The organism is Patescibacteria group bacterium (genome assembly GCA_028715115.1).
GTDB lineage: Bacteria > Patescibacteriota > Patescibacteriia > UBA2591 > UBA4787 > JAQUSN01.
The window spans coordinates 241,081-266,789 of the sequence record JAQUSN010000001.1 but is presented as its reverse complement, the minus strand read 5'-3'; the positions used below and the strand labels follow the sequence as shown (position 1 = coordinate 266,789).

Sequence of the window (25,709 nt, the reverse complement as noted above, 5' to 3'; positions counted from 1 at the left end):
ACTCTACCCTGACAGGGGTGGATCAGATGCACAAACTTGCCGAACTCTGGGGGTTGGACTCGAACCAACAAATCTACGTTAACAGCGTAGCATCTTACCAATTAGACTACCCCAGAGTTCGGCGAACAGACAATTGTCTCGACCGCAGCGTCGGAAGACTACGGAAGCACAAATAAAAAATCCGCCATTTTTGACAGCGGACCTTAAGCGAAAAAATCTGAAATAAAATCAGGTCCGCAGCTGGCGGTTATTATTTAAATTGATTTGTCTAACAAACATTCCTGTCATAGTAAATTAGACGTAAAAATTTGACTTTTGTGACAACTAGCCAATGTTGGAATAATAATCATTAATATCCTGATCTTCATCCAGCTCGGCATAAATCGCGTCAACTTTTTTCTGGTCACTGGCGTTGATTTTGATATAATTTTTTGCAAACCATTCGACTTCGGCGTAATCGACATTAAGCCCGTCTTGCTCCAGGGCTTCTTTTATTTTTTGTAAATTTTCCGGGCTGGCATAAATCGCCAAGGCCTCATCTTCATTTTTGATGTCTTCGGCGCCCAGGTCGATTAATTTTAATTCGAAGGCTTCACGGTCACTAATTTTAGACAAATCACTCAAACGCAAAATTCCTTTTCGGTCAAACATCCATAAAACCGAATTTTGGTTAGCCAGTGACCCGCCGTATTTATTAAAAATTCGGCGCAGAGACGAAACCATTCGGTTGGTATTGTCAGTCAGCCCTTCGATCAACAAGGCTGCACCGCCGGGCAAATAGGCCTCATACATAACGTTTTCTATCTGCGCTTCGCCGGCTCCACCCGCGCCTTTTTTAATAGCTCTATCGACATTATCCTTGGGCATATTGATTTGCTTGGCCTTTTCCATGACTAACCGTAATTTAAAATTACTGGACGGATCAGGGCCGGCTTCGCGGGCAGCCACGGTAATCATTCGCCCGAGCTTGGCAAACATCAGACTTTTTTTAGCGTCAGTCACACCTTTGGTGTGTTTTAACTTTGCCCATTTGGAATGTCCAGACATAAAAAATTATTTTATTATTTATTGATTAAATGAATAGCGATCAATCCATGCTTTTTAATTTTTTCCTCATAACCAGGAAAACTATGCCACATAGCCAGCGCCTCTTTTTTAGTATGAAGACGAGGATTAATGGTCGCTGGTTTGTATTTTTTGAGCAACGCATCAATTGACTTAAACTTCTCTATTTTAAAAACTATTTTTTTAATCTTTTGCGAACCGCAACTTAGGATTACGTTATCGCCCACAGCAATTCCTTGATATCTAACAGTCGCTGCTCGAGTTTCAATTTTTTTAACGCCCTTTTTAATCTCTTCGAAAATATCACGATCTACGGCTCTAAATCTTAATAAAATATTTTTTGTCTTTGCCACGTGGTCCATAATGCATTTTTTTTAAAATTAATCCTCGTATCTCCTTAATTCATCTTTTGCCTTCTTAATAAATTTTCCGAACTGACGCTCTTTTTCTCTTTTTTCGGTCTTACTCATTTCATAATATTCAGCTTCCTTTTTTAAGTTAATATAATTAGAATATTGATCCTTACTAAGTTTGCCCGATTTCAATGCTGACAATACTTCGCATCCAGGCTCATGAATGTGCATGCAATCAATATATTTACATTTTTTGGCTAAGGCGGTTATTTCATCGAAAAAACTATCTATTCCTGCGCTTGTGTCCGTCATTCCCACCTCTCTCATTCCGGGATTATCTATTACAATACCGCCATTTTCCAAAAAATACATTTCTCTGCCTGTGGTAATGTGTTTTCCCCTGCCCGAATAAGAACTAATACCCTCGGTTTTTATGATGTTTTTTTCGAGCAATTTATTTATTAAAGAAGATTTTCCGACCCCGGACGAACCAAGAAAACAATAAGTTTTCCCTTTCGTTATATATTTTTTTAATTCATCCAGGCCTTTGTCATTTATGATGCTCGTTAGAATAAAATCAATGTCCGTAAATCTGTTTTTTATCTGGGATACTTTTAAATCCAATTCTTCTTTTGAAATTAGGTCTATTTTATTCATTATAATAGCGGGTTTTATTCCTCCGTCTTTTGCTATGGCAAAATATCTTTCAAGACGATTCAGATTATAATCCCTATCAATTGATTCCACCACAAACGCCACATCAATATTTGTCGCTATAACTTGGACATCATTCTTGTTGCTATATTTTCTTTTCATTATCGTCTTTCTTGGCAATATTCCATGAATTACCGCTCGTTCTTTATCAAGCTCGGTAATCGCTACCCAATCGCCAACGGCGGGATAATCTTCTCTTGAAAAAGCATTAAACATCTGTTTGCCGGTTATTCTTGCCAAAAACTCTCCGTTTAAATTTTTAATTTTGTAAGCTCCTTTATATTCGCTAGTTATCCGTGCAACTGAAAAATTATCTAATTTTAATTTCTTTCTATTAGATTCAAAAAATGTATTATAGCCCAAATCTTCAATTTTTATTTTTACTGCACCGTTCATTTTATTAAGTTATTTGCCGCAGCAACGCTTGTATTTCTTGCCGCTGCCGCATGGACAGGGGTCGTTACGGCCAATGTTTTTTTTATTTGGCGCTGGTTTTTCGTTTCGACTGGCATTTAATTTTATTTCCTGTGTTTTTGGCGCCGACATATTTTCGGTCACGCCCATATGATAAATCGTATAAACCACCTGCTTTTCAATGGCCGCCATTAATTCATTAAATTTATGATATGACTCTCTTTTATATTCAACCAGCGGATCGTGCTGCCCGTAAGCACGCAGCCCAATACCACCCTTAAGGTTTTCAATTACTTCTAAATGATCCATCCAATAATTATCAATACTTTGCAATAAAACCATTCTTTGAATTTTAGCGAATAAATCTAAATCGTTTATTTTTTGTCCAGTTTGGCTAATTCTTTTTTCCGATTCGTCATACGAAGCCTTAGCCAATTCGTCGATATATTTAATGATTTGATCGCGACTAAAAACATCAGCCACGTGCCCACCAGCCTGTTTTCTAATATCATCTAAACATTCTGGCAAATTGCTCGGGCATGGGAAAATAGTTTTCATTACTTCAACTATTTCCTTTAAATCCCAATTTGATTGCTCGTCTCCCACTGTATGGAAAGAAACCACCCTCTCGATTTCAGCGCTGACCATACCAAAGATCATCTCGCGCAATTTTTGGTTATCGGCGAATAAAATTTCTTGCCGCCGGCGATAAATCGTCTGGCGGTGTTTATTTAAAATATCGTCATAATCAAGTAAATGCTTTCTCATGTCAAAATTCATGCCTTCGATTTTTCTTTGCGCCGCTTCAAGTGATCGCGCCACCATAACATGTTCAAGGGGCACATCTTCCGGCATTTTTAAGGTCATCATTAAGGCCTTGACTCTATCGCCGCCAAAAACGCGCATCAAATCGTCTTCGAGTGAAATGAAAAATTGGCTCGAGCCCGGATCGCCTTGTCGCCCAGCTCGGCCGCGCAATTGATTGTCGATGCGACGCGATTCATGGCGTTCGGTGCCGATCACGTGCAGACCGCCGAGCTCAATAATTTTTTTCTGTTGCTCCGGATCAATCGGATTGCCACCTAAAATAATATCCACGCCTCGTCCGGCCATATTCGTAGCTACGGTCACCGCGCCTAAACGGCCAGCCTGCGTAATAATTTCTCCTTCTTTCTCGTGATTTTTTGCATTTAAAACTTTATGCTCTATGCCGCTTAGCTCAAGCAAATGACTGAGCTCTTCGTTTTTTTCGATTGAAACCGTACCGATTAAAACTGGCTGGCCCTTTTCGTTTCGCTCTTTAACCTCTTTAACCACGGCGTTAAATTTTGCCTGTTCGGTTTGATAAATTTTATCTGATAAATCTCGGCGAATTAAAGGTTTGTTGGTCGGGATAGCCGTCACTTCCAGATTATAAATTTTGCTAAATTCTTCGGCTTCGGTAAGAGCCGTGCCGGTCATACCGGATATTTTTTTATAAAGGCGGAAATAATTTTGCAAAGTCACGGTGGCTAAAGTTTTTGATTCTTCTTTTATCTCAACATTTTCTTTCGCTTCAATAGCCTGATGAAGTCCTTCTGAATACCGGCGGCCAAACATCAGCCGTCCGGTAAATTCATCAACAATGACTATTTCTCCTTCTCGCACCACATAGTCTTTGTCTTTCTTGAACATGACTTCGGCTCGTAGAGCCGCTTCAACGTGATGCACCACGGAAAAATTAGCTGTTTGCCAAGGATCAAATTGTAAATAACCAACGACTTTTTCCTGGCCTTTTTCGGTCAAGGCCACTGATTTCATTTTTTCGTCAACGTTATAATCTTCGTCAACAACTAATCTCTTGGCAATTTGAGCTAATTGACGGTAAAGTTCGGTCGATTCCTGGACAGCGCCAGAAATAATGAGCGGCGTTCGCGCTTCATCAATTAAAATCGAATCAACTTCGTCGATAATAGCGTAATTAAAAGGTCGCTGCGACAATTGCCCAGCGTCATACACTAAGTTGTCCCGCAAATAATCAAAGCCAAACTCATTATTAGTGCCGTAAGTGATATCAGCTCGATAAGCTTCACGTCGCGTTACCGGCCGCAAAAATTTATCAGCCACTTTAAAATTTTCCGTGACTAATAAATTTTCTTTTTGATTGGCTGCGGCAGCTGCTTCATAAGAAGGATCGTACAAAAACGCCGCGTCATGGACCAGACAAGAAACCGACAAGCCCAAAAGGTGATGAATCTGGCCCATCCAAACCGCATCGCGCTTAGCTAAGTAATCATTAACCGTAACCAAATGCACACCCAGTCCGCTTAGGGCATTTAAATAAGTCGGCAAGGTTGCTACTAAGGTTTTTCCTTCGCCAGTTTTCATTTCTGCTATCCGGCCCTGGTGCAAAATAATACCGCCGATAAGTTGCACGTCAAAATGGCGCTGACCGAGTGTTCGCTTGGCGCCCTCTCTCACTAAAGCAAAAGCCCTGGTCAACACTTGATCCAAGGTCTTGCCGTCGGCTAATTCTTTTTTTAGCTCAGCGGTTTTTGATGCCAATTGTTCGTTGGTTAATTTAGCAAAATCCGGCTCTAATCGGTTGATTTCATCGACCAAGGGCTGAATTTGGCTCAAATATTTTTTATTGGCATCGCCAAAAATTTTAGAGAAAAATGACATAGTTGTTATATCTTAGCAAATTTTATAAAAAAAACAAGGGATTGACAAAATCGTAAAATCTGCTATTATTTAAATAGAAAGGAGAAGCTGATGACTGACAATAGTCGAGTAATCACCGCGGAGATAAGCACGGCTATGGCCGTGGCCTCAGGAGCCTTCGCAGACTGCTCCAAGACAAGCCTTCCGGTTCCAGCCAATCGCATGAGCGGAGAAGGTTTGGCTGGTTGTGTTCTGAGAAACAGGTCCCTGATGAGGCTGGCTCGGAGCGCCGATGGCATATCTTCTGCAAGGGCACTGGTCGCACCGATCCTGACCGAAGCCCTCAGGCTGAGCACAGACTACGAGATGTTTCTTGAACTCGCCCAGGCCGGCATCAAGCTGCTTGAAGTCGAAGAGTAACGCTCGCCAAGCGAGCAAGGGAGGCAACATGCGCATTCGCGCAGGCCCCGACCACATCAGGTTGGGGCTTTGCTATATTATATTTTTCAGCTATATTATTGATATGCACCGTTTCTTTTTAAAAAACATTAATCTTAATGACTCAGAGATAAACATTACCGATGTTGATTTGATTTATCAAATCAATAAAGTTTTGCGCTTGAAATTGAGCCAAGAAATCTCTGTTTTTGACGGCCAAAACGAATACCTGATTATGCTCAAGCGCCTCGAACCAAAAAAAATCATCGGCGACATCGTCAAGATTATAAAAAATAAAGCTGAAGCAAATATTAATCTTAATCTTTACCAGGCTTTATTAAAACAAGACCATTTCGAATTGGTCATTAAACACGGAACCAGCTTAGGCATTAAAAAATTCATCCCGCTTATTACTGAACGAACGATCAGCCGGCAAATGTCCGAGCACAAATTTAAACGTTGGCAAAAAATCGCCCAGGAAGCAACCGAGCAGTCAGGCCGTTTAATCATTCCTGAAATTAATGAACCGATTAGTTTAAACAAAATTCTTAGCGACAAATCGGCACTTAATTTAGTGGCCTGGGAAGGCGCGAAAAATAATTTGTCAAAAATCTTGCCTTCAACAAAACCCGAGACCATTAATCTTTTTGTCGGGCCCGAAGGCGGCTGGTCGGAAAATGAAATAAAAATATTAGAAAAATTTGGCACGCAATCGTTTTTGTTCGGTCCGCGAATTTTACGCGCCGAATTTGCCGGCCTAGCTATTGCCTCGGCTCTTTTTTATAAATTTAATTAGTTTATTTTTATGCGCATCGGTCTCGACGCTCGCTTCTTTGGCCCTCAGGGCAAAGGAATCGGCAGATACACAGAAAAGTTGATTGAATCCTTGGAAAAGCTCGATCAAAATAACGAGTATTTTATCTTTTTGACTAAAGTTGGGTTTGATTTGTATGAACCTAAAAACAAGAACTTCCATAAAGTCTTAGCTAATTATCCTTGGTATTCTTTTAAGGAACAATTGCTTTTGCCAAGACTACTAAACCAATATCATTTGGATTTGATGCATTTCTTGCATTTTAATAAACCACTGCTCTACAAAGGAAAGTATGTGGTGACTATACATGATTTGACCCATCTAAAATACGACCCTTACGCCAGCACGCGCTCACCTTGGCAATATTTGATTAAATACCTACTTTATCGGCTGGTTAGCAAAGCGGCTATAAAAAGGGCAATACGTATTATTACCGTTTCTGAGTTTGTTAAAAATGAAATTATCAAACACTATAAAATTAATTCAAACAAAATCTTTGTGACCTATGAATCGACCTTTACTCCGGCAGAAATGTTAAAAATGGAAAATAAATTCCAATTGCCGGCCAAAGATTCTTATCTTTTATATGTCGGCAACGCCTATCCGCACAAAAATCTTGAAAAGCTGGTCCGGGCTTTTGCGCTGGCGCCAATTGAACAAGAAATCATCCTGATTTTTGTTGGTAAGATTGATTATTTTTACGAGCGTTTGCAAAAATTAGTTGAGGAATTACATTTGACTAATCGCGTCATGTTCGCCGGCGCGGTTAGCGATGAAAATTTAAAAAGCTTATATCAGAATGCCATCGCTTATGTCTTCCCGTCTCTAATGGAAGGATTCGGTTTGCCCGGACTCGAAGCCATGGCTAACGATTGTCCAGTTATTGCTTCGCGCGCCGGCTCTCTGCCGGAAATTTATGGACCAGCGGCCATTTATTTTGACCCGAACAATGAAAAAGAAATATCTGAAATAATAAAAAAAATCGTCGAAGACGAAAATTTACGAGCAGAAATTAAAAAATTAGGGCAAGAACGAGTTAAAAAATATTCGTGGGATAAATGCGCCGAACAGACATTTGACATCTACCGATCTTTGGGATAAGAAAACAGCCGGCGCCTTTTGGGCGCCGGCAACGGACCTTGCTGATTGAGCACTGTAGACCGTCCTGTAAGCAGAACACCTTTTTCAGCAGTAGCCCTGTCGTATTGTTGGGAGAATCGGTTGTCCGTTCTCGACAAGCACACGACAAGTAAGCCACCATAGCGGTTTGACTTCTGCGATTATCAGGAACGTTTCGGTGTTCAAGGCTCTCCTCCCTGCTCCATTTCAACATTTTTATTATATAAATTAATATCCCAATAATCAAGTGGAAAACTTAATACAAAAACGAGCCTCTAATGGCTCGTTTTTGTTATTTTTAAAGGAATTTTTTGGCTATCTCTCGGTCGTCCCAAGGAATTTTTTGGCCACTTGGCCCCATAATGCACTGCTCGCAGCCTTTGCCCGAAATAATTATAGTATCGCCCGGTTGGGCTAATTCGACAGCTCTTTTAATGGCTTCGCCGCGATCCAAAATTTTCTCGTAGTGATTATTTTTTATGCCGGAGGCTACGGCATCAATTATTTTTTGCGGATCTTCGTCGTATGGATCTTCGTTGGTGATGATTATTTCCGATCCGTATTGGTCGGCAATTTTGCCAAATTCTGGACGCTTCCATTTATCTCTACCGCCACCAGCTGCGCCTAAAACGCAAATCAATCGCTGGTTTTCCGTTTTTAAGGTTTGATAGACTTTTTCCAATTCGTCCGGCGTGTGCGCATAATCAACTACCACTTTAAATGGACTTTTCGCTACCGCTTCCATGCGTCCAGCCATATTTTTTACCTTAGCCAAACCTTTAGCGCAAACATCTAAATCGACATCTTGGCTTAAAGCTACGGTAACGGCCGCTAGGGCGTTAGCCGCATTAAACTTTCCTAAAAGATTAAGTGAAAAAGATTGCTCTTTAACTGAAAATTCCGTCCCGTTGTTATTTATTTTTATATTTTCGCTTTTGATAATTTTTATTGATTGTTTTTCGGCGTTAGAAGCAGTAAATCCCCATTTTTCATCAGCGGAAAATTTTAAAAAATAATCGGCATTATCATCATCGAGATTAACAACGCTGATTTTTCTGATTTTCTGGCCATCAATAATTTTATTCTTGTCTTTTAATTTTAAAAATAACTTTCCTTTGGCTGCGCGATAATTTTCAAAACCTCCGTGCCGTTCTAAGTGTTCAGGTGATAAATTATTAAAAACTGCTATATCATAATCAATGCCTTCATGGCGCGATTGTAAGATACCTTCTGAAGAAGTTTCTATTAAAGCGTACTCACAGCCGGCTAAAACCATTTGTTTTAAAAGCTTTTGCAGACCGAAGCGTCCCAACATGGTCATTTTGGTTTTATTCATCCACTCGCGCTGCGCTACTTTAAAATTAAAAGTCGTAGTCCAGCCGACTTTATAACCAGCTTCTTCTAAAATTCGGCCAATTAAATTTATAACTGTTGATTTACCGCCCGTGCCGGTCACGCCAATGACAATTATTTTCCGGCTCGGATAACCATAACGCCAGGCCGCCAAATGCGCTAAAGTGCGATGATAAAATCGCAGTAAAAATTTTGGAATTAATTTTTTGATAAAACCTTTCATTTTTTGTTCCAATCGATGCGCGTACCTCCTCGACGAGCACGTTTAATAGTAAATTTTTTATCTGGATAGCGTTTAGATAATTTTTTGATATTTTCATTTAAAACTTCCTGCAAATCCCAACCGAAAAAATTACAAATCATAGCCGTGTACCACAAATAATCGCCGATGTTTTCTTTGATGCCGGCGCGCTGATCATTGCCATGCGCCACGGTTTTTTTAATGCAGCCAGCCACGTCGCCCGCTTCGCCCGCCAGGCCTAAGCCCCAGGTCATAATTTCTTTATTTTTATCAGAAAATTTCTTGGCAGTGGCCTTACATAGTTTTTGATAATCATTTAAATTATTGATCTTTGCCATAAAATTATTTTATTTGCCCCCAAGAGGAGTCGAACCCCTATCTCAAGATCCGGAATCTTGCGTCCTATCCATTGAACGATGGGGGCCAAGTCTATTTAACCAACCTCCGCCGGAAGCGATTTAAAGCGCGAATGATTTGATAAATTTTATACTGACCCGGATTGAAAATAAAATCATATGTCCCCGGATATTGAACCGTCTCTTCGCTAAAACCCTTTTTAAATCTGGTCACGCCTGGCCATTTTTTTTCATCAACTCCCCAAAAATCATAATAGCGAAATCCTAAGTGTTTGGCCATCCTAATCGTCTCCCATTGTAATAAATGTGGCGCCATTAAGTTTCTGTGCTCATTGCTCGAAGCGCCGTGTAAATAAGTGGCCGTATCGCCAAAAAAAACGACGATATTAGCTACTAAAATTTGACTCTGGTATTCAGCTAATAATAATTTAACGGAAAAATTATCGAATTTTTGTTTAGACAAATCAATTAATTTTCGATAATAGTTGTCTGGATGGCTATGAAAATTGTTGCGATTTGAGGTTTGGTGGGTTAAAGTAATAAATTTTTCGATTTCCTCCGGCCTGCCTTCGCGAATTTCAACTTGATGCTTCTCGGCTAAACGGATATTATAACGGGTTTTCTGGTGCATCTTAGCCATTAGCTCTTCTTCGCTTCGCGATAAATCTAAAATAATTGTCTGTGGCGGCTGCAGGTCTTCACTTTTAACTAAATTTTTAATTTTAAAATTTGGTAGCCAGCCCTTTTCGCTGGTTAGCAGATTTGGCGGCTCAACGCGCCAAAAAATACTATTATGTTCTTGGGCTATTTTTTTTACATCTTCGGCCATGGCTAAAAAAGATTCCTGGCTCCATTTTTTTAGAATCGGGCCGCGCGATGAAAATAAATAATTCTGCCCACCCGGTAAATTATTTTTTATCACCAAGGCTTGGCCGGCAGCATTTTTAATAAAAAAATATTGGCGCCCTAAAATTTTCTGAAATTCTGACCAGGCCCCAGATTGGCAAAATTGCGTTGGCTGATGGCTAATAACCAACTGATCCCATTCTTTAAAATCCATACCCACTACGAAATTACAAATCAAATGCCCTTGGTCCGTCCCGTTTATGGACGAACGAGTCTAGGACAAAAATACAAATTGCTTAATTAGCTTAAGAAGCTTAATGGGCTTATTCTAAACCTCTATCTTATGGTTGCTGTAATTGATCTGGCGTTGTGACAACCGTATTATCAAGGCTCGCTACTCCGACCAGCCAAACCTCCTGCCAAGGTCGATAATGGCTTTTCCAAGTTTGTGTTTTGGTCGTGCCGTCAGTATAAGTAATTGTTCGCGAAAGCTCTGCGTCAGCTCCAGCGTGGGCTGTCTCTAATTTTTTCTTCTCGCCCGGCTTAAGCTCAAGTGTTTTTATTTCAAGCGGTGCGCCAGGGGCAACGATGTTGAATAATTTGGGCTGACCAATATCTATCTTACGGCCATCCGAAGTGCCATAAAATTCAAAAATTAAATTATCTCCTTCGATTTTGGTTTCAAATAAAATATAAACGCCAGTGTCATTGATAAACCTTAAATCAGGCTGCGGATTATAAATAGTCGCGTCCATACCGGCCGGCTCATAATAAACCACCCTGTAAGAATGCGGCGTACGAGCCGTAATCGGCAAGCCCGAATAAAGCGCAGCGCGAAAGGTGGTAGTGCCGATTTGGCATAAACCGCCGCCAAATTCAGGGATAGTACGATCGCCCTTAATAACCAGTTCTGGTAAAAATCCTGCTTCAGCGTCAATGTTGCCAAGGGCCTTAATTAAAGAAAATTCTTCGCCAGGTTTAATCAAAATGCCGTTTAATTTTTTCGCGCCTACGGCAATATTAATTCGCCGATTTTTTGGACTGCCGGCAAAATTTGAAGTCCCGCGACCGATTAATTCTTTGATGCCCAAATCATTCAAGTCTTGAGTTAAAATTTGCGGTTGCGCCGTTTCTACAATCAAGTCAATCTCGCTTTGATTAGATAAAATTTGTTTAACTATTTCTTGAACGTTTTTATCAATAGTTAATTGCAGTCCGGCCTGGGATGGCTGAAACTCAATCACCCTGCCACTCTCCAGTTTGAATTTAGCATCAAGGGCAGGTTGATCAATATTTTTGGCTATAGTTTGTAAATATAAAGAAATTTTATCAGGATCTAGGGCTAGCTCTATCACATTGCCTGAGCCTTTTTTAAAGGTCAGCCACTGGCTAAGTAAATTTTTACTGACCGGCCATTTTTGATCCTGATAACGAAGCGTCAAGGGCGCTGAATCTAGGGCCTCATGAATTTTTGGCTCCATCTTCTCAATATCGCTAGTTCTTATCGTCGGAGCAAAATTAATTAATTTTATTTCAATCGGACTGGCGTCTGTTTGCTCAAGGTTATTTTTTACCTGCTCAATGGCCGTAGCTAAATCAAAAAAATATCCAGCTTGATCTTCAATTATTTTTATGTCTCCGCTTTTGGCTAATTGAAACGAAGCGTCATTAGAGTCCTGTTCTAAATCTTTTAAATTATCTTTTAAATTATTTTTTAGCTCTTGCTCATCAATTTGCACTGCGGCCTCTAGATGATAACCGTTGGCCTGAGCTATTAACACGTCGCCAATTCTTTGGAAGATAGATCCGTGCCTGCCGACGGCCATGGCTTGCTGTAAAATATCATCTAGATCAAAAGTAATGACTCTGCGGGAAAGATCAGGGTCATTAACGGCAATTAAAACCGACTTAACGGCCACTTCTTTCTTGCCTTTGACGCTTTGGCCGATAAAAATCAGTCCTTTGTTCTCAACTTGATTAATAACCGGCTCAATTTTATCTTTAAGCTCTTGCTCGTTCATGCCGCCCACCAAAGTTTTACCCAAATAAACGCCCGGAAAAACCCGACCAGCATAAGTTCGCTGATAAGCCAAAAAAGCTCCGACAAAAATCAAGAAAACAATAAGTAAAAATAACAACAACTTTTTAAGCCATTGTTTAAAGCGGCTTTGAAATGACGGAGAAGATAGATATTTTATTGGATCCTTCTCAGCCAATTCAATTAAATCAAGATGGTCGATTAATTTCATATGCCTCAGATTTTAGCAAAATTATAGGATTTGGCAAGCATGCCTGGTTAAAGAGTTGAGGGGTTAATTTTTTAAAAAAATAAGGTTTTGCACTCAAGATTATTTAATCGCTGAGCTCGACAAAACAAATCTTTTACGGGGTAAAATAAAAGCCGCCCATAATGACGGTACATTAATGTTTTTCTTGATTTAAAGCCCTCTTCCCTTCCCCTTATAAATTATTTTACCTTTATGTTGGTTGGTTTTTCTTGGGCTTTGGGCAAAATCACAGTTAAAATGCCATTTTTAATATTAGCCCTTACTCCGTCAGGCTTGACCGGCGTCGGTAAAACCATAGTTCGCGAGAAGCCACCCCAAAAACACTCTTGATAAAAATAATTCTTCTTATTAATCTGCTTGTCTCTTTTTCTGCTGCCGCGAATGGTGATTAAATCCGGCTCCACGCTTATATCAATATCTTCCGGTTTGACTCCGGCAATGGTTGATTCAACAATCAATGAGTCGCCGCCATCATAAAGATCAACCGACAATTGCCCAGTTATTTCGTCTCCTTCCGGCAGCCACTGCTCTTCCAGCTCCTCTTTTTTAATTATTTCTTTTTTAATTTTATTTTTTGGCTTTTCTTGTTTAGCTTCTGACTCAATTACCGTCTCTTTTAATGCTTTTATTTTTTCCTTAATAGGCGCTGATTCAGTAGAAATTTCTACTTTTTCACTGCTTTTCTCTAGTTCATTGCCATCTAAATTAGTTATCTGACCCCAAAAATTTTTACTCTTTTTTTTCATGATTTTTTTATGTATAACAAATTAAATAATATTATGTTTGCGGCTATAGAAAATAGTGGCCTCAACTAATCCTTTGTGGCTACCTCCATCAAAGCGTTGACCCTTAAATTCACAAGCATAAACTGGACACCTATGATCTAAAAGCATTTTAATGCCATCGGTCACGTAAAGCTCTTTCTTGCCGGTGGTAAACGATTGTCGGCGTTTAAGTAAAGATAAATTTTTAAAAATTTGTGGCGAAAGAATATAGCGGCCAATAATCGAGAGATTGGTCGGCGCTTCTTCTATTTTGGGTTTTTCAATAATATTGCTCAAACGATAATTTCTGTCACCAATCTTTTTGCCATCAATAATGCCCCAGCGATAAACATCTCTGTGCGGCACTTTTCTAACAGCAATCACTGAACCGCGATATTTTTTATATACATTAACTAATTGTTTTAAACACGGCGTAACACAATCAATTAAATCATCGCCGTATAAAAGGGCAAAGTGTTTATTGCCAATCAGTCGTTTAACCATTAAAATCGCGTCACCGGTTCCCAGTGGTTTCGGTTGGTAAACAAAATGAAATTTAGCCATTTTAGAAATCTTTTTTAACTGTCGGGCTAATTCATCTTTGCCGGTACTTTTTAAAACTTTTTCCAAATTTTTATCACGAGCGAAATAGCGCTTTATCGAATTATCGCGGCGATTAATGATAAAAATAATTTCTTTAATACCGCTATTAACTATTTCTTCGACAATATAATGAACGAGTGGCCGATCGGCCACGCTTAACATCGCCTTGGGTTGCGCCTTGGTTAATGGCAAAAGCCGAGTACCAAAACCGGCTAAAGCTACGACTGCTTTCATAAATTATTTGTTATTTACCAGATAAAATTTTAAGCGCTTGTTTAAGCCGTTCGTTAGCGCCCTTGACGCTTTCCGGAATTTTTTTAATCGCCACGCGAGAATCTTTCAGCGTGTATCCCAGGCTTATCAGTCCATCAATGACATCGCTGTCGTCTTTTCCGGTCGCAGTAGAAGAGGTCACGTCATTAATTTTATCTTTTAATTCAATAATAATTCTTTCGGCGGTTTTTTTACCGATACCGGAAACCTTATTTAACGCTTCCATGTCTTCATTAATAATTGCTCGCTTTAAATCAGATAATTTAATCGCCGATAAAATATTGTTGGCCGACTTAGGGCCGATATTGGGAATATTGTTTAATTTTTTAAAGAAAGATAGCTCTTCTTCTGTTTCAAAGCCGTATAATTGAAGGGTTTCTTCGTAAACGTGAAAATGCGTAAAAATCTTGATCAATTCATTTAATTTAGCTTTATTTAGTAAAAAATCATTAACAAAAATTTGATAGCCCAAACTACCGCTATCAATAACCAGATAATTATCGCCTTTTTGTTTGACCTGGCCTTCAATATAATAAATCATACTTATTTTTATCCCCTTTTAAAATTTAACTTTAATACTTTTTAGTATATAATAAAATTAGATTTCCACAAGGTCGAACCCTTGACTAATTTTTAAATTAGTGTATAATATATTTATTAATAAATTAACGGAGGCCGAAAAACTATGGAAAAACCATTTGAACAAGAAGGAGGAAGAGAAGGTCTTGACCAACGAATCGGCCAAATTGTTAGCGCCGAACGAGGCACCACCCCAACAGAAATAAAGTGGTCGGGAATCAGAGCTTTATACAGAAGATATGGACAAACCGTGGCCCAAGAATGGTCTAAAGATATAAACTTCTAAAAATAGATTAATTTTCTCTTCCTTGATTATGTCTGTCATCTTGGATAAACTATCGCAACTGGTTGCTCAATCGTCAATTTCACCAGAAGATCAAAATGATCTTTTACTTTTTTTACCAGTTATTCCAGAAGAAGCTCTCCAAGAATTATTAGAGGTTTTCCAAAAAGATCCGAAACGACTTGAATCCTTTGAAGAAAATTTTAAAGCTAAAGTCAATATATTAATCAACGGTCGCGATCGTTGGGACAAACTAATTGCCGCAGAAGAAGAAATGCTCCAGCATGAAGCAGACCTTTATGAAGACAAGGATAAAAATAACTTCTAAAAACAAAATAAAATGGCTCAAACAAAATCAGCTATTAAAGAATTAAGAAAGACCAAAACCAGAACTCTACATAATAAGGCCCTTAAGGCCAATTTAAATTATTTGGAAAAAAAATTCCTTAAAACTTTAGTTAAAGACAAAAACGAAGCCAAGAAAATTTATATTCAATTACAAAAATCTTTAGATAAGGCAGTCAAAGTCAATTTGATCAAAAAAAATAATGCTAGTCGCAAAAAATCTCGTCTAGCCAAAAGAATGAAAACAAAATAATTACTTAATTATCAATAAGTCCAATAACGTCTCTGGGTCAACCGGAGATGTTTTTGTTTTTAAATCAATCTGTAAAAGTTGCTGATATATTTTTTTAAGTTCAATTAAATTGTAGTTTTTAATCTGACGAATGGCCTTTTGGCAAACAAAGGGATGAAGACCTAACCGCTTGGCCAATGCAAACCCATTAACGAACCCTTCTTGATCAATTGCTTCACGTGCCAATATAAGTATCCGATACTGGCGAACCAGCATACCAAAAATAGAAAAAACATCATTACCAATATCCAACTGGTCGCGCAATAATTTCAAGGCTTTAATTTTATTTTTATCTCCCAGGGCGTCAACTAGGGGCCAAATCTCCTCTTCCGGTTGTGGCGGAACAAATTTTTTAACTAAGTCCAGGACAACGATTTTCTCTGGACTGGCAATTAATTTATTAATTTCGTTGGTTAAGCGCCATAAATCAGGTCCGACCTCTTTAACTAAATAGGAAATCGCAGCTGGCTCTATTTTTTTGCGTTGGGCTAAAAGCTGTTTTTGCACCCAAGCAGATAGGTCTCCTTTGCTTAAGAGTGGAAATTCTTGACTATATTTTTGCTTAAGCAAATAAGCCAGAATCTGTTTTTTGGTCTTGGACATTTTACCCTCCTTAACTTCTTCGTCAAAAAATATCAAAGAATTATCATTTTTTTCATCTCTGCCCGAGCGCTTTAAAAATTCCAAAACCTCTTCGTCTAGCCCTTCTTCTTTGTTTCTCTGAAAAAATTTATTAATAATCACTAGACGTTTATCAGAAAATAGACCAGAAGATAAAACCAATTTGCGAAAAGAATTTACGTCCAAAAGACCAGCGTCAATTATAGACATATTAACTCCAGTCGGATCTTTTTTAGCCACAAAAACGCTCTGCCAATAAGCCAATTTTAGTTTTGAGCGATACGTGTCCGGTCCGTAAAGAATGATTTTCATTTCGATGATAATTTATTTATCGAAAAGGCTGCTCTGCCGCGAAGACGGCGTTTCTTTTGTTTTTTTAACCGCCTTTGGCGGACTATCTAGGCGCTTAATTAAGGAGCTAAAGCCCAACTGACTTAAAACTTCTGTGATTTTTTCTTTGTTCATTGGCTCGAGATTATATTGCTCTAAATCTTCATAGCCAGCCATATCTTTTTTAATAGTTACTAAATTTTTATCAAAAAATGCTTTATCTTTTTGCTCAATTAAAAGGTCTTTAACCGAATCACGAATTTCGCAATCTTTCTGACAAGTTTCTAAGTATTCATAAATTTTCTCTAAGCTACCGAATTTTTGTAATAAAACTAGCGCGGTTTTTTCTCCAATCCCCTTAATGCCGCCGATATTGTCTGAAGGATCGCCACGCATGGCCTTAAAGTCTATTAACTGCCGAGGCGTTAAACCATAGCGCTGTTCAATCGCCTCTTGGTCGTAGATTTTTATGTCGGAAATTCCTTTATGTAAAAAATAAACTTTTGTCTGCGAATTAACCAATTGCAAGGTGTCGAGATCGCCAGTAACGATAAGGTTTTCTTTGTCTGATTTATCAACTAAAGTGCCGATCAAATCATCTGCCTCAAAGCCCGGCTGCTCGACAAATTTTATGCCAAAAGCATTCAGGAGTTCTTTAATGATAGCAAACTGATCATAAAATTCCTGTGGTTGCTTGACTCGCCCTTCTTTATATTCTTTATAAGCTTCGTGGCGGAACGTTAGCGCCTTAGTATCAAAGGCCACGGCTATATATTTTGGCTGCTGCTCTCTAATTAATTTTAATAATAAAGAAATGAAGCCGTAAACAGCCGAAACCGAACGACCCCGAGGATCGGTTAATTTCGGCAGAGCATGCCAAGCGCGGTGTATGACTGCTGGCCCATCGATGACAATAAATTTATCCATCCCCAGTAACAATAACTTCACAAAGATGCCAACATATTAGACATCGCGTGAATTGATTATAATTTAATTAGAATATATATTATCAAAAATTAATTAGATAATCTGGCATCTTAATTTAACTAAAATGCGATTAGAAAGTGTTAATAATCCTTAATTATAGATAAGCTCAAGTAATGCCAAACTTCTACCAACTGGCATAAGCCAATTCTATCATTTTTTAGAATAAAAAAAAGTGTTTGCAAGAAACAATTTTTAATTTTAGGCCTGGAGGGGATTTGCACCCCTGTATAACAGTTTTGCAGACTGTTGCCTTACTACTTGGCTACCAGGCCATATTTATAATAAAATTATAACAAATTTAAAAAATAAAGAAAGGCTGGCTAGCGCGATGATTTTAATTTTTCGAAAACTTGGCTAACAACTCCCCAATTAAAACCGCGTCCGGCCAAATATTGAGCTAATTTTTGTTTAATTTTATAATTCGGTAAGTTTTTGTAAGATTTTATTTTTCTTTCGGCCAAACGCAGGGCCGATTCTATTTCTTCTTCAAGGGGATAATAATTTTCCAGGGCATCTTTGATTATTTTTTGCTCTATTCCCTTGCGGCGCAATTCCTGCTGAATAAAAATCTTGCCCTTGCTCTTTTTCATCTCAATAAACATTCTGGTAAATTCTTTATCGTTCAAATAACCCAATTCTTCAATTTGTTTTATGGTTTGATTAACAATTTGTGGGTCAAACTTTTTTTCTTTTAATTTATCTCTTAACTCTTTTTCGCTGCGAGGTCTAATTCCCAGCCACAAAAAACACTTTTGCATGGCCTTGGCAGCCTGATCTTTTTTTATTATTACGTTTACTTCCGACTGACTTAATTCTTTATTAACAAAAAGATCAAAATCAACCAAGGCGTTGGCAGTTGCCCCAAAACCAAAGCGCCCATCTAAATAAACATTGGCTCGATTGCCTCTTTTTTGTTTTTTAATTTCGGTAATGCGCATGAATTAATTCTAACATTTTTAAGATAAATTAAAAGCAGGAGTCGAAACTTCTGCTTTTAATGTTTGACTAACAACTAGTTGTTATCAAAGCCCTGGTTGCGGTTGAATCCGCCCATGCGGCGAGGAGGGCGTTCGCCCATCGGTCTCGCTTCATTGACAGTGATGGTTCGACCCTCGAAATCTTTGCCATTGAACATTTCAACAGCAGCCTTAGCTTCTTCGTCCGTAGACATTTCTACGAAGGCGAAACCTCGAGAGCGACCGGTCATGCGATCCATGACCACAGTAGCTGATTCAACTTTACCGGCACGAGAAAAAGTGTCTTTCAATCCGTCATCGGTAGTACTATAAGGAATACCGCCGACATATAACTTCTTAGCCATAATGAATAAGATAATGAAATTAACATTGTAAGACGACCTATCTCGTTGATGATTATGATTAAATAACTTGTCAACTGAGAACACTTACAATATTTTAATTATACACTAATGTAATAATTTGTCAACCCCCAACCACAACAACCTTACCAGTGCCCTAATTTCGACCCATTTTAGGCTTTATTTTATAATAAATATGATATGGACAAAGAATCTGGCTTAAATCTCAAAATTCAATTCATTAACCTGACGATCATATAAAAAGCTATAATCTTTGTTTTCTTTAATTTTTTGTTGCCAAGATTCAATGGTTTTATTTAAAAAAACATCAAAGCCCAAGGATTTTAATCCGTTTATGGTCATCATTTCTATGGCTTGCCGAGCGGTAAGAATTGCCGGATCATAATTAATGCCCTTTTGTAACAACACCGTATACTTTCCTGCCTCCCAAACATCTAAACGATTAGAACTAGCCGCTCCATCAGTTCCTAGCGACACCGCGATGCCCCTAGCTAACATTTTATTAACTGAAGCAATGCCAGAACCAAGTTTTAAATTACTTAAAGGACAATGAGACACCTTCGCCTTTCGCTTGGCAATAATCTCTATATCTTCATCGGTCAGCCAAACACAATGTGCTAAAAGCGTCTTATCATCTAACACACCAAGTTTATCTAAATAAGCGACAGGGGTCAAATTATTTTTTACCAAACATTCATCAACTTCTTTTTTTGTTTCAGCGCAATGAATCTGATATAAAGCGTTGTATTTTTTTGCCAATTCTTTAGCCTTAAGTAGGTTGTCCTTGCTAACCGTATAAATCGAGTGCGGCGCCACGGAGACTTTAATAAAAGAATGATTTTTATACTGCTGTAATAGCTTTTCTGTTTTCAGCAACGCCTCTTCCGCTGTTTTGGCGCTGGGGGTGGGAAAATCTAAAATTCCTTCGCCGATAACCGCCGGCATTTTATTTTTTTCTGCCGCGCGAGCCACTTCTTCGGCAAAAAAATACATATCACAGAATAATTTAATGCCGTTGCTCTTCATTTCTTTAATAGCTAAGTCCGTATATTTATAAATAAATTGAGGCGTGATGTTTTTTTCCGCCGGCCAAATATAATTATTTAACCAAACATCTAAAGGCACGTCTTCTGCCATTCCCCGAAAAGCAAGCATAGCCGCATGGCCATGCGTATTAACTAGGGGTAAATTGAATTTTATTTTTTTACTCATAATTTTCTGGCGGTGGGGGCGACCTGCCTGCCCTGACTGCCGTTAGGCAGGCGGTAGGCAGGGATTCTCCGCCCGAGGCGTGAGCCCTAGGCTCATCAGCCTTGGGCTGAGATGAGCCTAGGGCTCAGAACTCGCGACCAATAGGGTGCCGCATCAAATGACGCGGAAAACCCTACCAAAACGGAGGGGGCGAGATTCGAACTCGCGATACCTTTGCAGGTATATCGGTTTTCGAGACCGACCTATTCGTCCACTCTAGCACCCCTCCGCCCTAGTAAGGTCACTTCATTTTGTTATAAAACAGCTTCGACTCCGCCGGTTGGCGGACAGGCACTCAGCCACCCTATAGTCCGCCAGCTGGCGGATAAGACAATCTTGACAATAAGGCTTAAAAATGTATAATTATAAAAATGTAAAGTAATGGAGGCTACATGACAACAACCTATCGCACACAGCAGCGAACAACGCCATGGTCATCGTTCCTTGTAGTATTCCTCATGGTCATGGTTCTCAGCCTGGTCGTAGTCATCGCCGCATACCTCTGGTGGGCAATCCTGGCGGCACTGGCCTGGCTAACAGGGTCGAAGTGGTTCAAATCCAAAGCCGACGAACTGCGCGAAAGGCTGAGTGCTGCATAGTTCCCCGACTCCTTGACCCCCACCTCTGTCTTGGGTTTTATCCCCGAGCAGAGGTCTTTGTTTTTAGAAACAAATCATCATTGAGATTAAAAACCAAAATAAAACTGATAAATCATTTTTAAAATAAGGAGTGTCAACCAGGCCATGAATAATTATTGCCGACATTGCCGCTAAAAGCGTCAAATGAAAGACTGATTTTTTCTTAAAACCCTGAATGAAAAATTTAATAACAATCAACGAAAAAACAATAAGTCCCAAGAGGCCGGCTTCAGCCCACAGCGCTAAAAATAAATTATGCGGATAAGGATGAGTCTCAACGGAAATAACCTTATCGGTCCCGGGTTGATAATACGGCTTTTGATAATGAGAAATTAATTGCTGATAACCACGCAAACCAACGCCAAAAATTGGATGCGCTTTAATTAAATCGGCAGCGCCATGCCAAATATTTAAACGTAGTTGTTCTGACAAGCCGTTAAACGAAGCTTTTTGAACGAAATACTGGCGAGAGGTTGGGATTAAAGCAAGTAAAATAAATAAAATTATCAAAATAATTATCGTCGCCCTTCTGCTGGGCCGATAAAGTATTAATAAAAAAATCGTACCAAAGACTAGGGCTAAGAGGCCGCCTTCACTGCGAGCCAAGAGTAGAGCGATGATAGAAAAAACATAAACCGCGAGATAAAAAATTATTTTTTTATCAATTTTTTTTACTAAAATAATGAATTGCCCGAAAGCCAGAACCGCAATGGGCGCTAAATATAATCCCAAAAAATTAGGTTGCGGAAACGGCCCGGTCGCGCGCCAAACTTTCGCCGCACCCCAAACTTCGGTGCTCATTACTCCGCCGCCGAAAAATTTCTGGGCCACGGCCCAGAGAGCGCAAATCAAGGCCGAAAAAGCCAAGGTCGGAATAATTAATTCTTTTAACTTTTCGTCTCGCCGAATTAAAATAACGACAGCCATTAAAACTAAAATCGGTCCGACAAAATAAGCCCGCCAATGTCCCAGACCAAGAGTAAAATTAGGCGAAACCAAAGCGGCGATAAAACCAACTCCGAGCCAAGCCGGAATCACCCACAACCAACCGCTAAAAATTTTTTTGATTTGTCCGAATGTTTTAAAATTACCAATCAATACGCCAAAATAAAACGCCAAAATCATTACCTCTAAGGCAGTAGTGGGTAAACCCAAAAAATCAACCCTAATTTGATAGGCCGGTAAAAATAAAAGCAACGAAAAAAGAGCGACTCTGGGCCAGCGGATTGTAGCTAATAAAAATACTGCAGCTAAAACCAAAGAGAGAACAATCATGAGTCTATTTTAGCATTTTTATAGAAAAAGAAAAGGCGAACCGGTTGTTCGCCTCTTCGTTCGATCTTCTGTTGGATCAGGACTGAACGACGCATCTTCGGGTTAAGCTGACCCCCAGCCGCGCATAGCGCGCCTTAATCTGGACTCGAACGCCACCCGGAGTTGCCGCTCTCACCGCTCTTATAAACGAGCCGAGTACCTCGCCGCCGTGACCGCGAAAGAATCTGTAAGCAGGAGCGTCGGCTCGCCGAGCAGGGTCAAGCACCACCAACTCATCTCCTGGATAACGGTCGTCCGGCTCCGTCACCGTAAGCTGTACCGAAATTTGACCGCGGCAACAACTCACGTCAACGTCCGGATATTCGTGAGGCAGTAGGTCGAGCTTATCGCAGACCCCAACCAACAGCTTTCTGAATCGAGATGTATTCACATTACCTCCAATCAGATATATTATTACTTTATTTTGAAAAATGTCAAGCCCCTTATTCCCTGGCTTGGCGCGAGATATTAATCAAAATTCCAAAGGCCGCCAAAAGCACCATCATGGCCGTGCCGCCATAACTAACCAGCGGCATAGGTATACCGGTTAATGGAAAAAGATGCAACATGGCGCCTATATTGATCATGGCTTGAAAAATAAACCAACATAAAATTCCGCCGCCCAAAATCTGGCCAAAAAAATCCGGCGCGGCTTTGGCTATTTTTAACCCGCGCAAAGCCACGGCAACAAAAAGACAAAGTACTAAAATCGTCGTTAAAAATCCCAGCTCCTCGCCAATGACGGCAAAAATAGAATCGCCGTAAGATTCCGGCAGGTATAAAAATTTTTGGCGCGAATGACCTAGGCCCAAACCGAAAATTCCGCCCGAACCGATAGCGATAAGCGCCTGATTAATATGATAACCCACGCCAAGCGGATCCATTTGCGGGTAAAGAAAAGTAATAAAGCGCGCCATGCGATAAGGCGCAGCTTTAATTAAAACGAAAAATATGGAAACAGCGCCGCCAAATAAAACCAGCATGTGCAATAAATTGCCGCCAACCAGAAAATAAATACTAATGGCGATCATAAAAATCACCATCATCGTGCCCATGTCTTTTTGCGCCATAACTAAAGCGCACGCAATTCCCAAAATGATAACTAGCGGTAAAAAAGATCCGGTCCAGGTTTTTATCTTTTTCTGGCGGCTGTCGAAAAAGGCGGCTAAATAAATAATAAAAGATAGCTTCAAAATTTCCGCCGGTTGGAAGCCGATACCAAAAATAGAAATCCAGCGCCGCGCTTCGCCGTGGGCCAAGCCCACGCCGGAGACAAAGGTTAAGGCCATTAAAATCAAACTCAAAATAAAAATTACCGTGGCCCACTTACGCCAAAAACGATAATCAACAAAAGAAAAAATCACCAGAAGTATCAAGCCGGGAATAAGGCCCATTAAAATCTGGTGTTGTAAAAAATAAATGGTGCTACCGAATCGCCTTAAACCAACCACGCCGCTGGCCGAAGTTAAAAATATTAACCCCAAAACCAAAACCAAACCCAATAAAATTATAAATAAATAATCAGGGCTATGATATCTTTTGGTTATTCTTTTAAAAAACGCTTTCATGCTTTTTATTTTAATCCGGTGGAAAAAAAAGTCAAAAATACCGCCTTGACAAAATGATAAAATTTTGAGATAATAACTATATCTGTATGGAGGGGCTGGTCGTATTTCTCGAATTCTATTACCTAAACAGGAGTACTGATGGCAAGATACACTCAGCGCTGCACAAACTGCGGCACCACCAAGACCTTCTCAGGCAAAGGATCGTTGCCGAACGCATGTTCGACGTGTGGGGCGAGAGAAGACAAGGTCGTGACCATGTTACGGCCCGCCGGAGGAAGACACTCAAGGTCCAAGGCCGCAGACAAGGGCCTGAACACTCTGAGAACCGCCAGGAAGAGGAGATGGCGTGCCAATCGGCGAGTAGCCGCTGCCGCTGAAGTCGAAAGAATAAAACGACAGCAGCGGATAGAACAGATCGCCTTCCGTCCAGGGCCCACCTGGTACTGATGAGCTAGTCTACAACTTTCGGGCGGGAGCACACAGCTCCCGCCCGATATAATTTTATTTGAGGCCCTTTTCATTTTTGGAAATAAGAATAAAATAAAACATAAGGAGGCTTCATGAAGCCAGACAGATTCGTCTTAACAATCAGCCAGTGCCTGGACGTGCTCGACTTTTCAGCCGGAAGATCTTCATGAGGGAAGAGTCGTCGGCTTGCTCCCGGCACATACCTGATGAGAGCCGTGGCTAACCCAAAGTGTCGAGGACACCGCCTGCTCGTGACGACCATCAGCAAAGGCAAAAGAAAGATCGAAGTCGGATTCGGCGAAGGAAGATATCTAAGGCCTGGCGAGGCCCTGAGGCGGGCATAGACTAATGACGAGCTGCTCGTGCTACGGGCTGTTGGAGATAATATCAACAACAGCCTTTTACTTTTTAAAATTTTGTGGAGTTGACAAAAATAAAATTAATTTTAAAATAATAATGAGGTTTAATCCCTCGGAAAGGAGGCGGCAATGTCACGTACATTGCCACTCAGGAAGAGGAAGCCCTATGAAAAGCCAATGATTCGGGTCGTCCAGGACAATGGAGTATTCTATACGCCAAGTTCTCTCACCGACTGGGCGTGCTCCAAAATCCACGACGCCTACAAGCCGATAATGACACAATCATAGCGGACTCAGCCTCGACGCTGGCTCTCTCGGGTCAGCGTTTTTCTTAATCAAAAAGACGGGCTTAAAACTCGTCTTTTCAATTTTAAATATCGTATTTTTATAATTATAACTTTAAAAGTTTATCTAAAAATATTTTAGCTCCTTTCTTAACGTTATTTTTCCAATCAGCAGCCGCATTTTTATTAAAATTATTAGTAATAAATTTATAGCTGACAAATTTCAAGCCGTAGATTTTACAAACTTTGGCAATCGAGTATGACTCCATATCTTCTAACGGAAAATTTTGCAAATTATCGGCCGTATAACAAGTCTCGCCAGGACCAAAATTAATTTTTTCCGTATTAAATTTAAAAAACTTTTTATCGAGCGGCGTCACTCCTTTAGGAAAACCAAGGCCACTGGCATCAATATCCGCCTGTCTGAATTGCGTCACCTTTAAGAGTGCGCCTATTTTATGTTTGGCCGAGCCGGCCGTGCCATAATTAACGACTAAAACATTTTTGCTTTTTATCTTGCTTAATGCCCTTGTTGCCGCAATGGCTACATTAACCTTGCCGCAATGAGTATAATAAACGTTAACTCCCTTAGGAACTAATTTTTTGGGGAATTCTTCTTCTAAAGCAACGAGTAAAATAATTTTTTTAGACATATAATTAATTTATATTTTAACAAAACATTACTTTATTGCAAGCTAAGATGTTGACGAAACTGAATGTGATATTATAATAAAGCTGATGGTTGATGAGCCCTTCAATTAAGGACG

General features: G+C 39.8%; 26 protein-coding genes and 4 tRNA genes. 7 read left to right on the top strand and 23 right to left on the bottom strand.

Going from position 1 to position 25,709, the window contains the following annotated elements; genetic code table 11:
• Positions 1-44 precede the first annotated feature (44 nt).
• From PHV78_01380 to secA, 5 genes are all read right to left on the bottom strand, one after another.
• Positions 45-116, bottom strand: a tRNA-Asn gene (locus tag PHV78_01380).
• A gap of 208 nt (positions 117-324) precedes the next feature.
• A complete protein-coding gene (locus PHV78_01375) occupies positions 325-1,047 on the bottom strand; it encodes a YebC/PmpR family DNA-binding transcriptional regulator (GenBank protein MDD5395888.1) in 723 nt (240 codons plus the stop codon).
• A gap of 14 nt (positions 1,048-1,061) precedes the next feature.
• Entirely contained in the window at positions 1,062-1,427 is a 366-nt protein-coding gene (locus PHV78_01370) for a hypothetical protein (GenBank protein MDD5395887.1), read from the bottom strand.
• Between the two features lie 18 nt (positions 1,428-1,445).
• Positions 1,446-2,528: a ribosome small subunit-dependent GTPase A gene (gene rsgA / locus PHV78_01365; protein ID MDD5395886.1), complete on the bottom strand. Its 1,083-nt coding sequence runs from the start codon at positions 2,526-2,528 to the stop codon at positions 1,446-1,448.
• 9 nt (positions 2,529-2,537) lie between these two features.
• A complete protein-coding gene (gene secA / locus PHV78_01360) occupies positions 2,538-5,210 on the bottom strand; it encodes a preprotein translocase subunit SecA (protein ID MDD5395885.1) in 2,673 nt (890 codons plus the stop codon).
• A 90-nt stretch (positions 5,211-5,300) separates the two neighbouring features.
• Between secA and PHV78_01355 the strand changes: the two genes are divergently transcribed.
• The 3 genes from PHV78_01355 (at position 5,301) to PHV78_01345 (ending at position 7,542) form a co-directional block, all read left to right on the top strand.
• The gene (locus PHV78_01355; protein MDD5395884.1) at positions 5,301-5,609 is read left to right on the top strand and encodes a hypothetical protein; all 309 of its coding nucleotides are present in this window, start codon (positions 5,301-5,303) and stop codon (positions 5,607-5,609) included.
• Between the two features lie 103 nt (positions 5,610-5,712).
• On the top strand, positions 5,713-6,423 hold the full coding sequence (locus tag PHV78_01350; protein ID MDD5395883.1) for an RsmE family RNA methyltransferase: 711 nt from the start codon (positions 5,713-5,715) through the stop codon (positions 6,421-6,423).
• Between the two features lie 9 nt (positions 6,424-6,432).
• The gene (locus PHV78_01345; GenBank protein MDD5395882.1) at positions 6,433-7,542 is read left to right on the top strand and encodes a glycosyltransferase family 1 protein; all 1,110 of its coding nucleotides are present in this window, start codon (positions 6,433-6,435) and stop codon (positions 7,540-7,542) included.
• A 316-nt stretch (positions 7,543-7,858) separates the two neighbouring features.
• On the opposite strand, the gene PHV78_01340 is transcribed toward PHV78_01345, so the two are convergent.
• The 8 genes from PHV78_01340 to ruvA form a co-directional block, all read right to left on the bottom strand.
• Positions 7,859-9,136: a UDP-N-acetylmuramoyl-L-alanyl-D-glutamate--2,6-diaminopimelate ligase gene (locus tag PHV78_01340; protein MDD5395881.1), complete on the bottom strand. Its 1,278-nt coding sequence runs from the start codon at positions 9,134-9,136 to the stop codon at positions 7,859-7,861.
• The gene (locus PHV78_01335; GenBank protein MDD5395880.1) at positions 9,133-9,492 is read right to left on the bottom strand and encodes a nucleoside triphosphate pyrophosphohydrolase family protein; all 360 of its coding nucleotides are present in this window, start codon (positions 9,490-9,492) and stop codon (positions 9,133-9,135) included. The genes PHV78_01340 and PHV78_01335 overlap by 4 nt, the downstream gene beginning before the upstream one ends.
• 14 nt (positions 9,493-9,506) lie before the next feature.
• Positions 9,507-9,578 (bottom strand) — tRNA-Arg (locus PHV78_01330).
• 5 nt (positions 9,579-9,583) lie between these two features.
• Positions 9,584-10,570, bottom strand: a complete 987-nt coding sequence (locus PHV78_01325; protein MDD5395879.1) for a peptidoglycan bridge formation glycyltransferase FemA/FemB family protein — start codon at positions 10,568-10,570, stop codon at positions 9,584-9,586.
• A gap of 127 nt (positions 10,571-10,697) precedes the next feature.
• The gene (locus PHV78_01320) at positions 10,698-12,605 is read right to left on the bottom strand and encodes a VanW family protein (GenBank protein ID MDD5395878.1); all 1,908 of its coding nucleotides are present in this window, start codon (positions 12,603-12,605) and stop codon (positions 10,698-10,700) included.
• Between the two features lie 218 nt (positions 12,606-12,823).
• Positions 12,824-13,390 (bottom strand): Hsp20/alpha crystallin family protein, encoded by a 567-nt coding sequence (locus tag PHV78_01315; protein ID MDD5395877.1) that lies wholly within the window; start codon positions 13,388-13,390, stop codon positions 12,824-12,826.
• A 21-nt stretch (positions 13,391-13,411) separates the two neighbouring features.
• A complete protein-coding gene (locus tag PHV78_01310; protein ID MDD5395876.1) occupies positions 13,412-14,245 on the bottom strand; it encodes a UTP--glucose-1-phosphate uridylyltransferase in 834 nt (277 codons plus the stop codon).
• A 10-nt stretch (positions 14,246-14,255) separates the two neighbouring features.
• Positions 14,256-14,825, bottom strand: coding sequence for a Holliday junction branch migration protein RuvA (gene ruvA / locus PHV78_01305; protein MDD5395875.1), 570 nt, complete (start codon positions 14,823-14,825; stop codon positions 14,256-14,258).
• Positions 14,826-14,969: 144 nt separating this feature from the next.
• On the opposite strand from ruvA, the gene PHV78_01300 reads away from it, so the two are divergent.
• The 3 genes from PHV78_01300 to rpsT are packed head-to-tail and all read left to right on the top strand — an operon-like array spanning position 14,970 to position 15,744.
• Entirely contained in the window at positions 14,970-15,149 is a 180-nt protein-coding gene (locus PHV78_01300; GenBank protein ID MDD5395874.1) for a hypothetical protein, read from the top strand.
• Between the two features lie 28 nt (positions 15,150-15,177).
• Entirely contained in the window at positions 15,178-15,474 is a 297-nt protein-coding gene (locus PHV78_01295) for a hypothetical protein (GenBank protein MDD5395873.1), read from the top strand.
• Between the two features lie 12 nt (positions 15,475-15,486).
• Complete coding sequence (rpsT, locus tag PHV78_01290; GenBank protein MDD5395872.1) at positions 15,487-15,744, top strand: 30S ribosomal protein S20; 258 nt, start codon at positions 15,487-15,489, stop codon at positions 15,742-15,744.
• On the opposite strand, the gene holA is transcribed toward rpsT, so the two are convergent.
• From holA to PHV78_01255, 7 genes are all read right to left on the bottom strand, one after another.
• Positions 15,745-16,716: a DNA polymerase III subunit delta gene (gene holA / locus PHV78_01285; GenBank protein ID MDD5395871.1), complete on the bottom strand. Its 972-nt coding sequence runs from the start codon at positions 16,714-16,716 to the stop codon at positions 15,745-15,747. It lies immediately after the preceding gene.
• A 12-nt stretch (positions 16,717-16,728) separates the two neighbouring features.
• Positions 16,729-17,661, bottom strand: coding sequence for a 5'-3' exonuclease H3TH domain-containing protein (locus PHV78_01280; protein ID MDD5395870.1), 933 nt, complete (start codon positions 17,659-17,661; stop codon positions 16,729-16,731).
• A gap of 260 nt (positions 17,662-17,921) precedes the next feature.
• Positions 17,922-17,993: transfer RNA gene (locus PHV78_01275), tRNA-Cys, on the bottom strand.
• Between the two features lie 48 nt (positions 17,994-18,041).
• Positions 18,042-18,659, bottom strand: coding sequence for a RecX family transcriptional regulator (locus tag PHV78_01270; GenBank protein MDD5395869.1), 618 nt, complete (start codon positions 18,657-18,659; stop codon positions 18,042-18,044).
• 74 nt (positions 18,660-18,733) lie between these two features.
• Positions 18,734-19,042 carry an RNA-binding protein gene (locus PHV78_01265; GenBank protein MDD5395868.1) on the bottom strand — a complete coding sequence of 103 codons (309 nt, stop codon included), beginning with the start codon at positions 19,040-19,042 and terminating at the stop codon, positions 18,734-18,736.
• A 216-nt stretch (positions 19,043-19,258) separates the two neighbouring features.
• Positions 19,259-20,272, bottom strand: coding sequence for an amidohydrolase (locus PHV78_01260; protein ID MDD5395867.1), 1,014 nt, complete (start codon positions 20,270-20,272; stop codon positions 19,259-19,261).
• A 181-nt stretch (positions 20,273-20,453) separates the two neighbouring features.
• Positions 20,454-20,540, bottom strand: a tRNA-Ser gene (locus tag PHV78_01255).
• Positions 20,541-20,703: 163 nt separating this feature from the next.
• Here PHV78_01255 and PHV78_01250 point away from each other — a divergent pair.
• Positions 20,704-20,910: a hypothetical protein gene (locus tag PHV78_01250; protein ID MDD5395866.1), complete on the top strand. Its 207-nt coding sequence runs from the start codon at positions 20,704-20,706 to the stop codon at positions 20,908-20,910.
• A 63-nt stretch (positions 20,911-20,973) separates the two neighbouring features.
• Here PHV78_01250 and PHV78_01245 read toward each other — a convergent pair whose 3' ends face one another.
• The 3 genes from PHV78_01245 to PHV78_01235 all read right to left on the bottom strand — a co-directional run bounded on the left by PHV78_01245 (position 20,974) and on the right by PHV78_01235 (position 25,595).
• Positions 20,974-22,224, bottom strand: a complete 1,251-nt coding sequence (locus PHV78_01245) for an O-antigen ligase family protein (GenBank protein ID MDD5395865.1) — start codon at positions 22,222-22,224, stop codon at positions 20,974-20,976.
• A gap of 482 nt (positions 22,225-22,706) precedes the next feature.
• Positions 22,707-23,831: a putative lipid II flippase FtsW gene (ftsW, locus tag PHV78_01240; GenBank protein MDD5395864.1), complete on the bottom strand. Its 1,125-nt coding sequence runs from the start codon at positions 23,829-23,831 to the stop codon at positions 22,707-22,709.
• 1,218 nt (positions 23,832-25,049) lie between these two features.
• Positions 25,050-25,595: a 5'-methylthioadenosine nucleosidase gene (locus PHV78_01235; protein ID MDD5395863.1), complete on the bottom strand. Its 546-nt coding sequence runs from the start codon at positions 25,593-25,595 to the stop codon at positions 25,050-25,052.
• Positions 25,596-25,709: the final 114 nt, after the last annotated feature.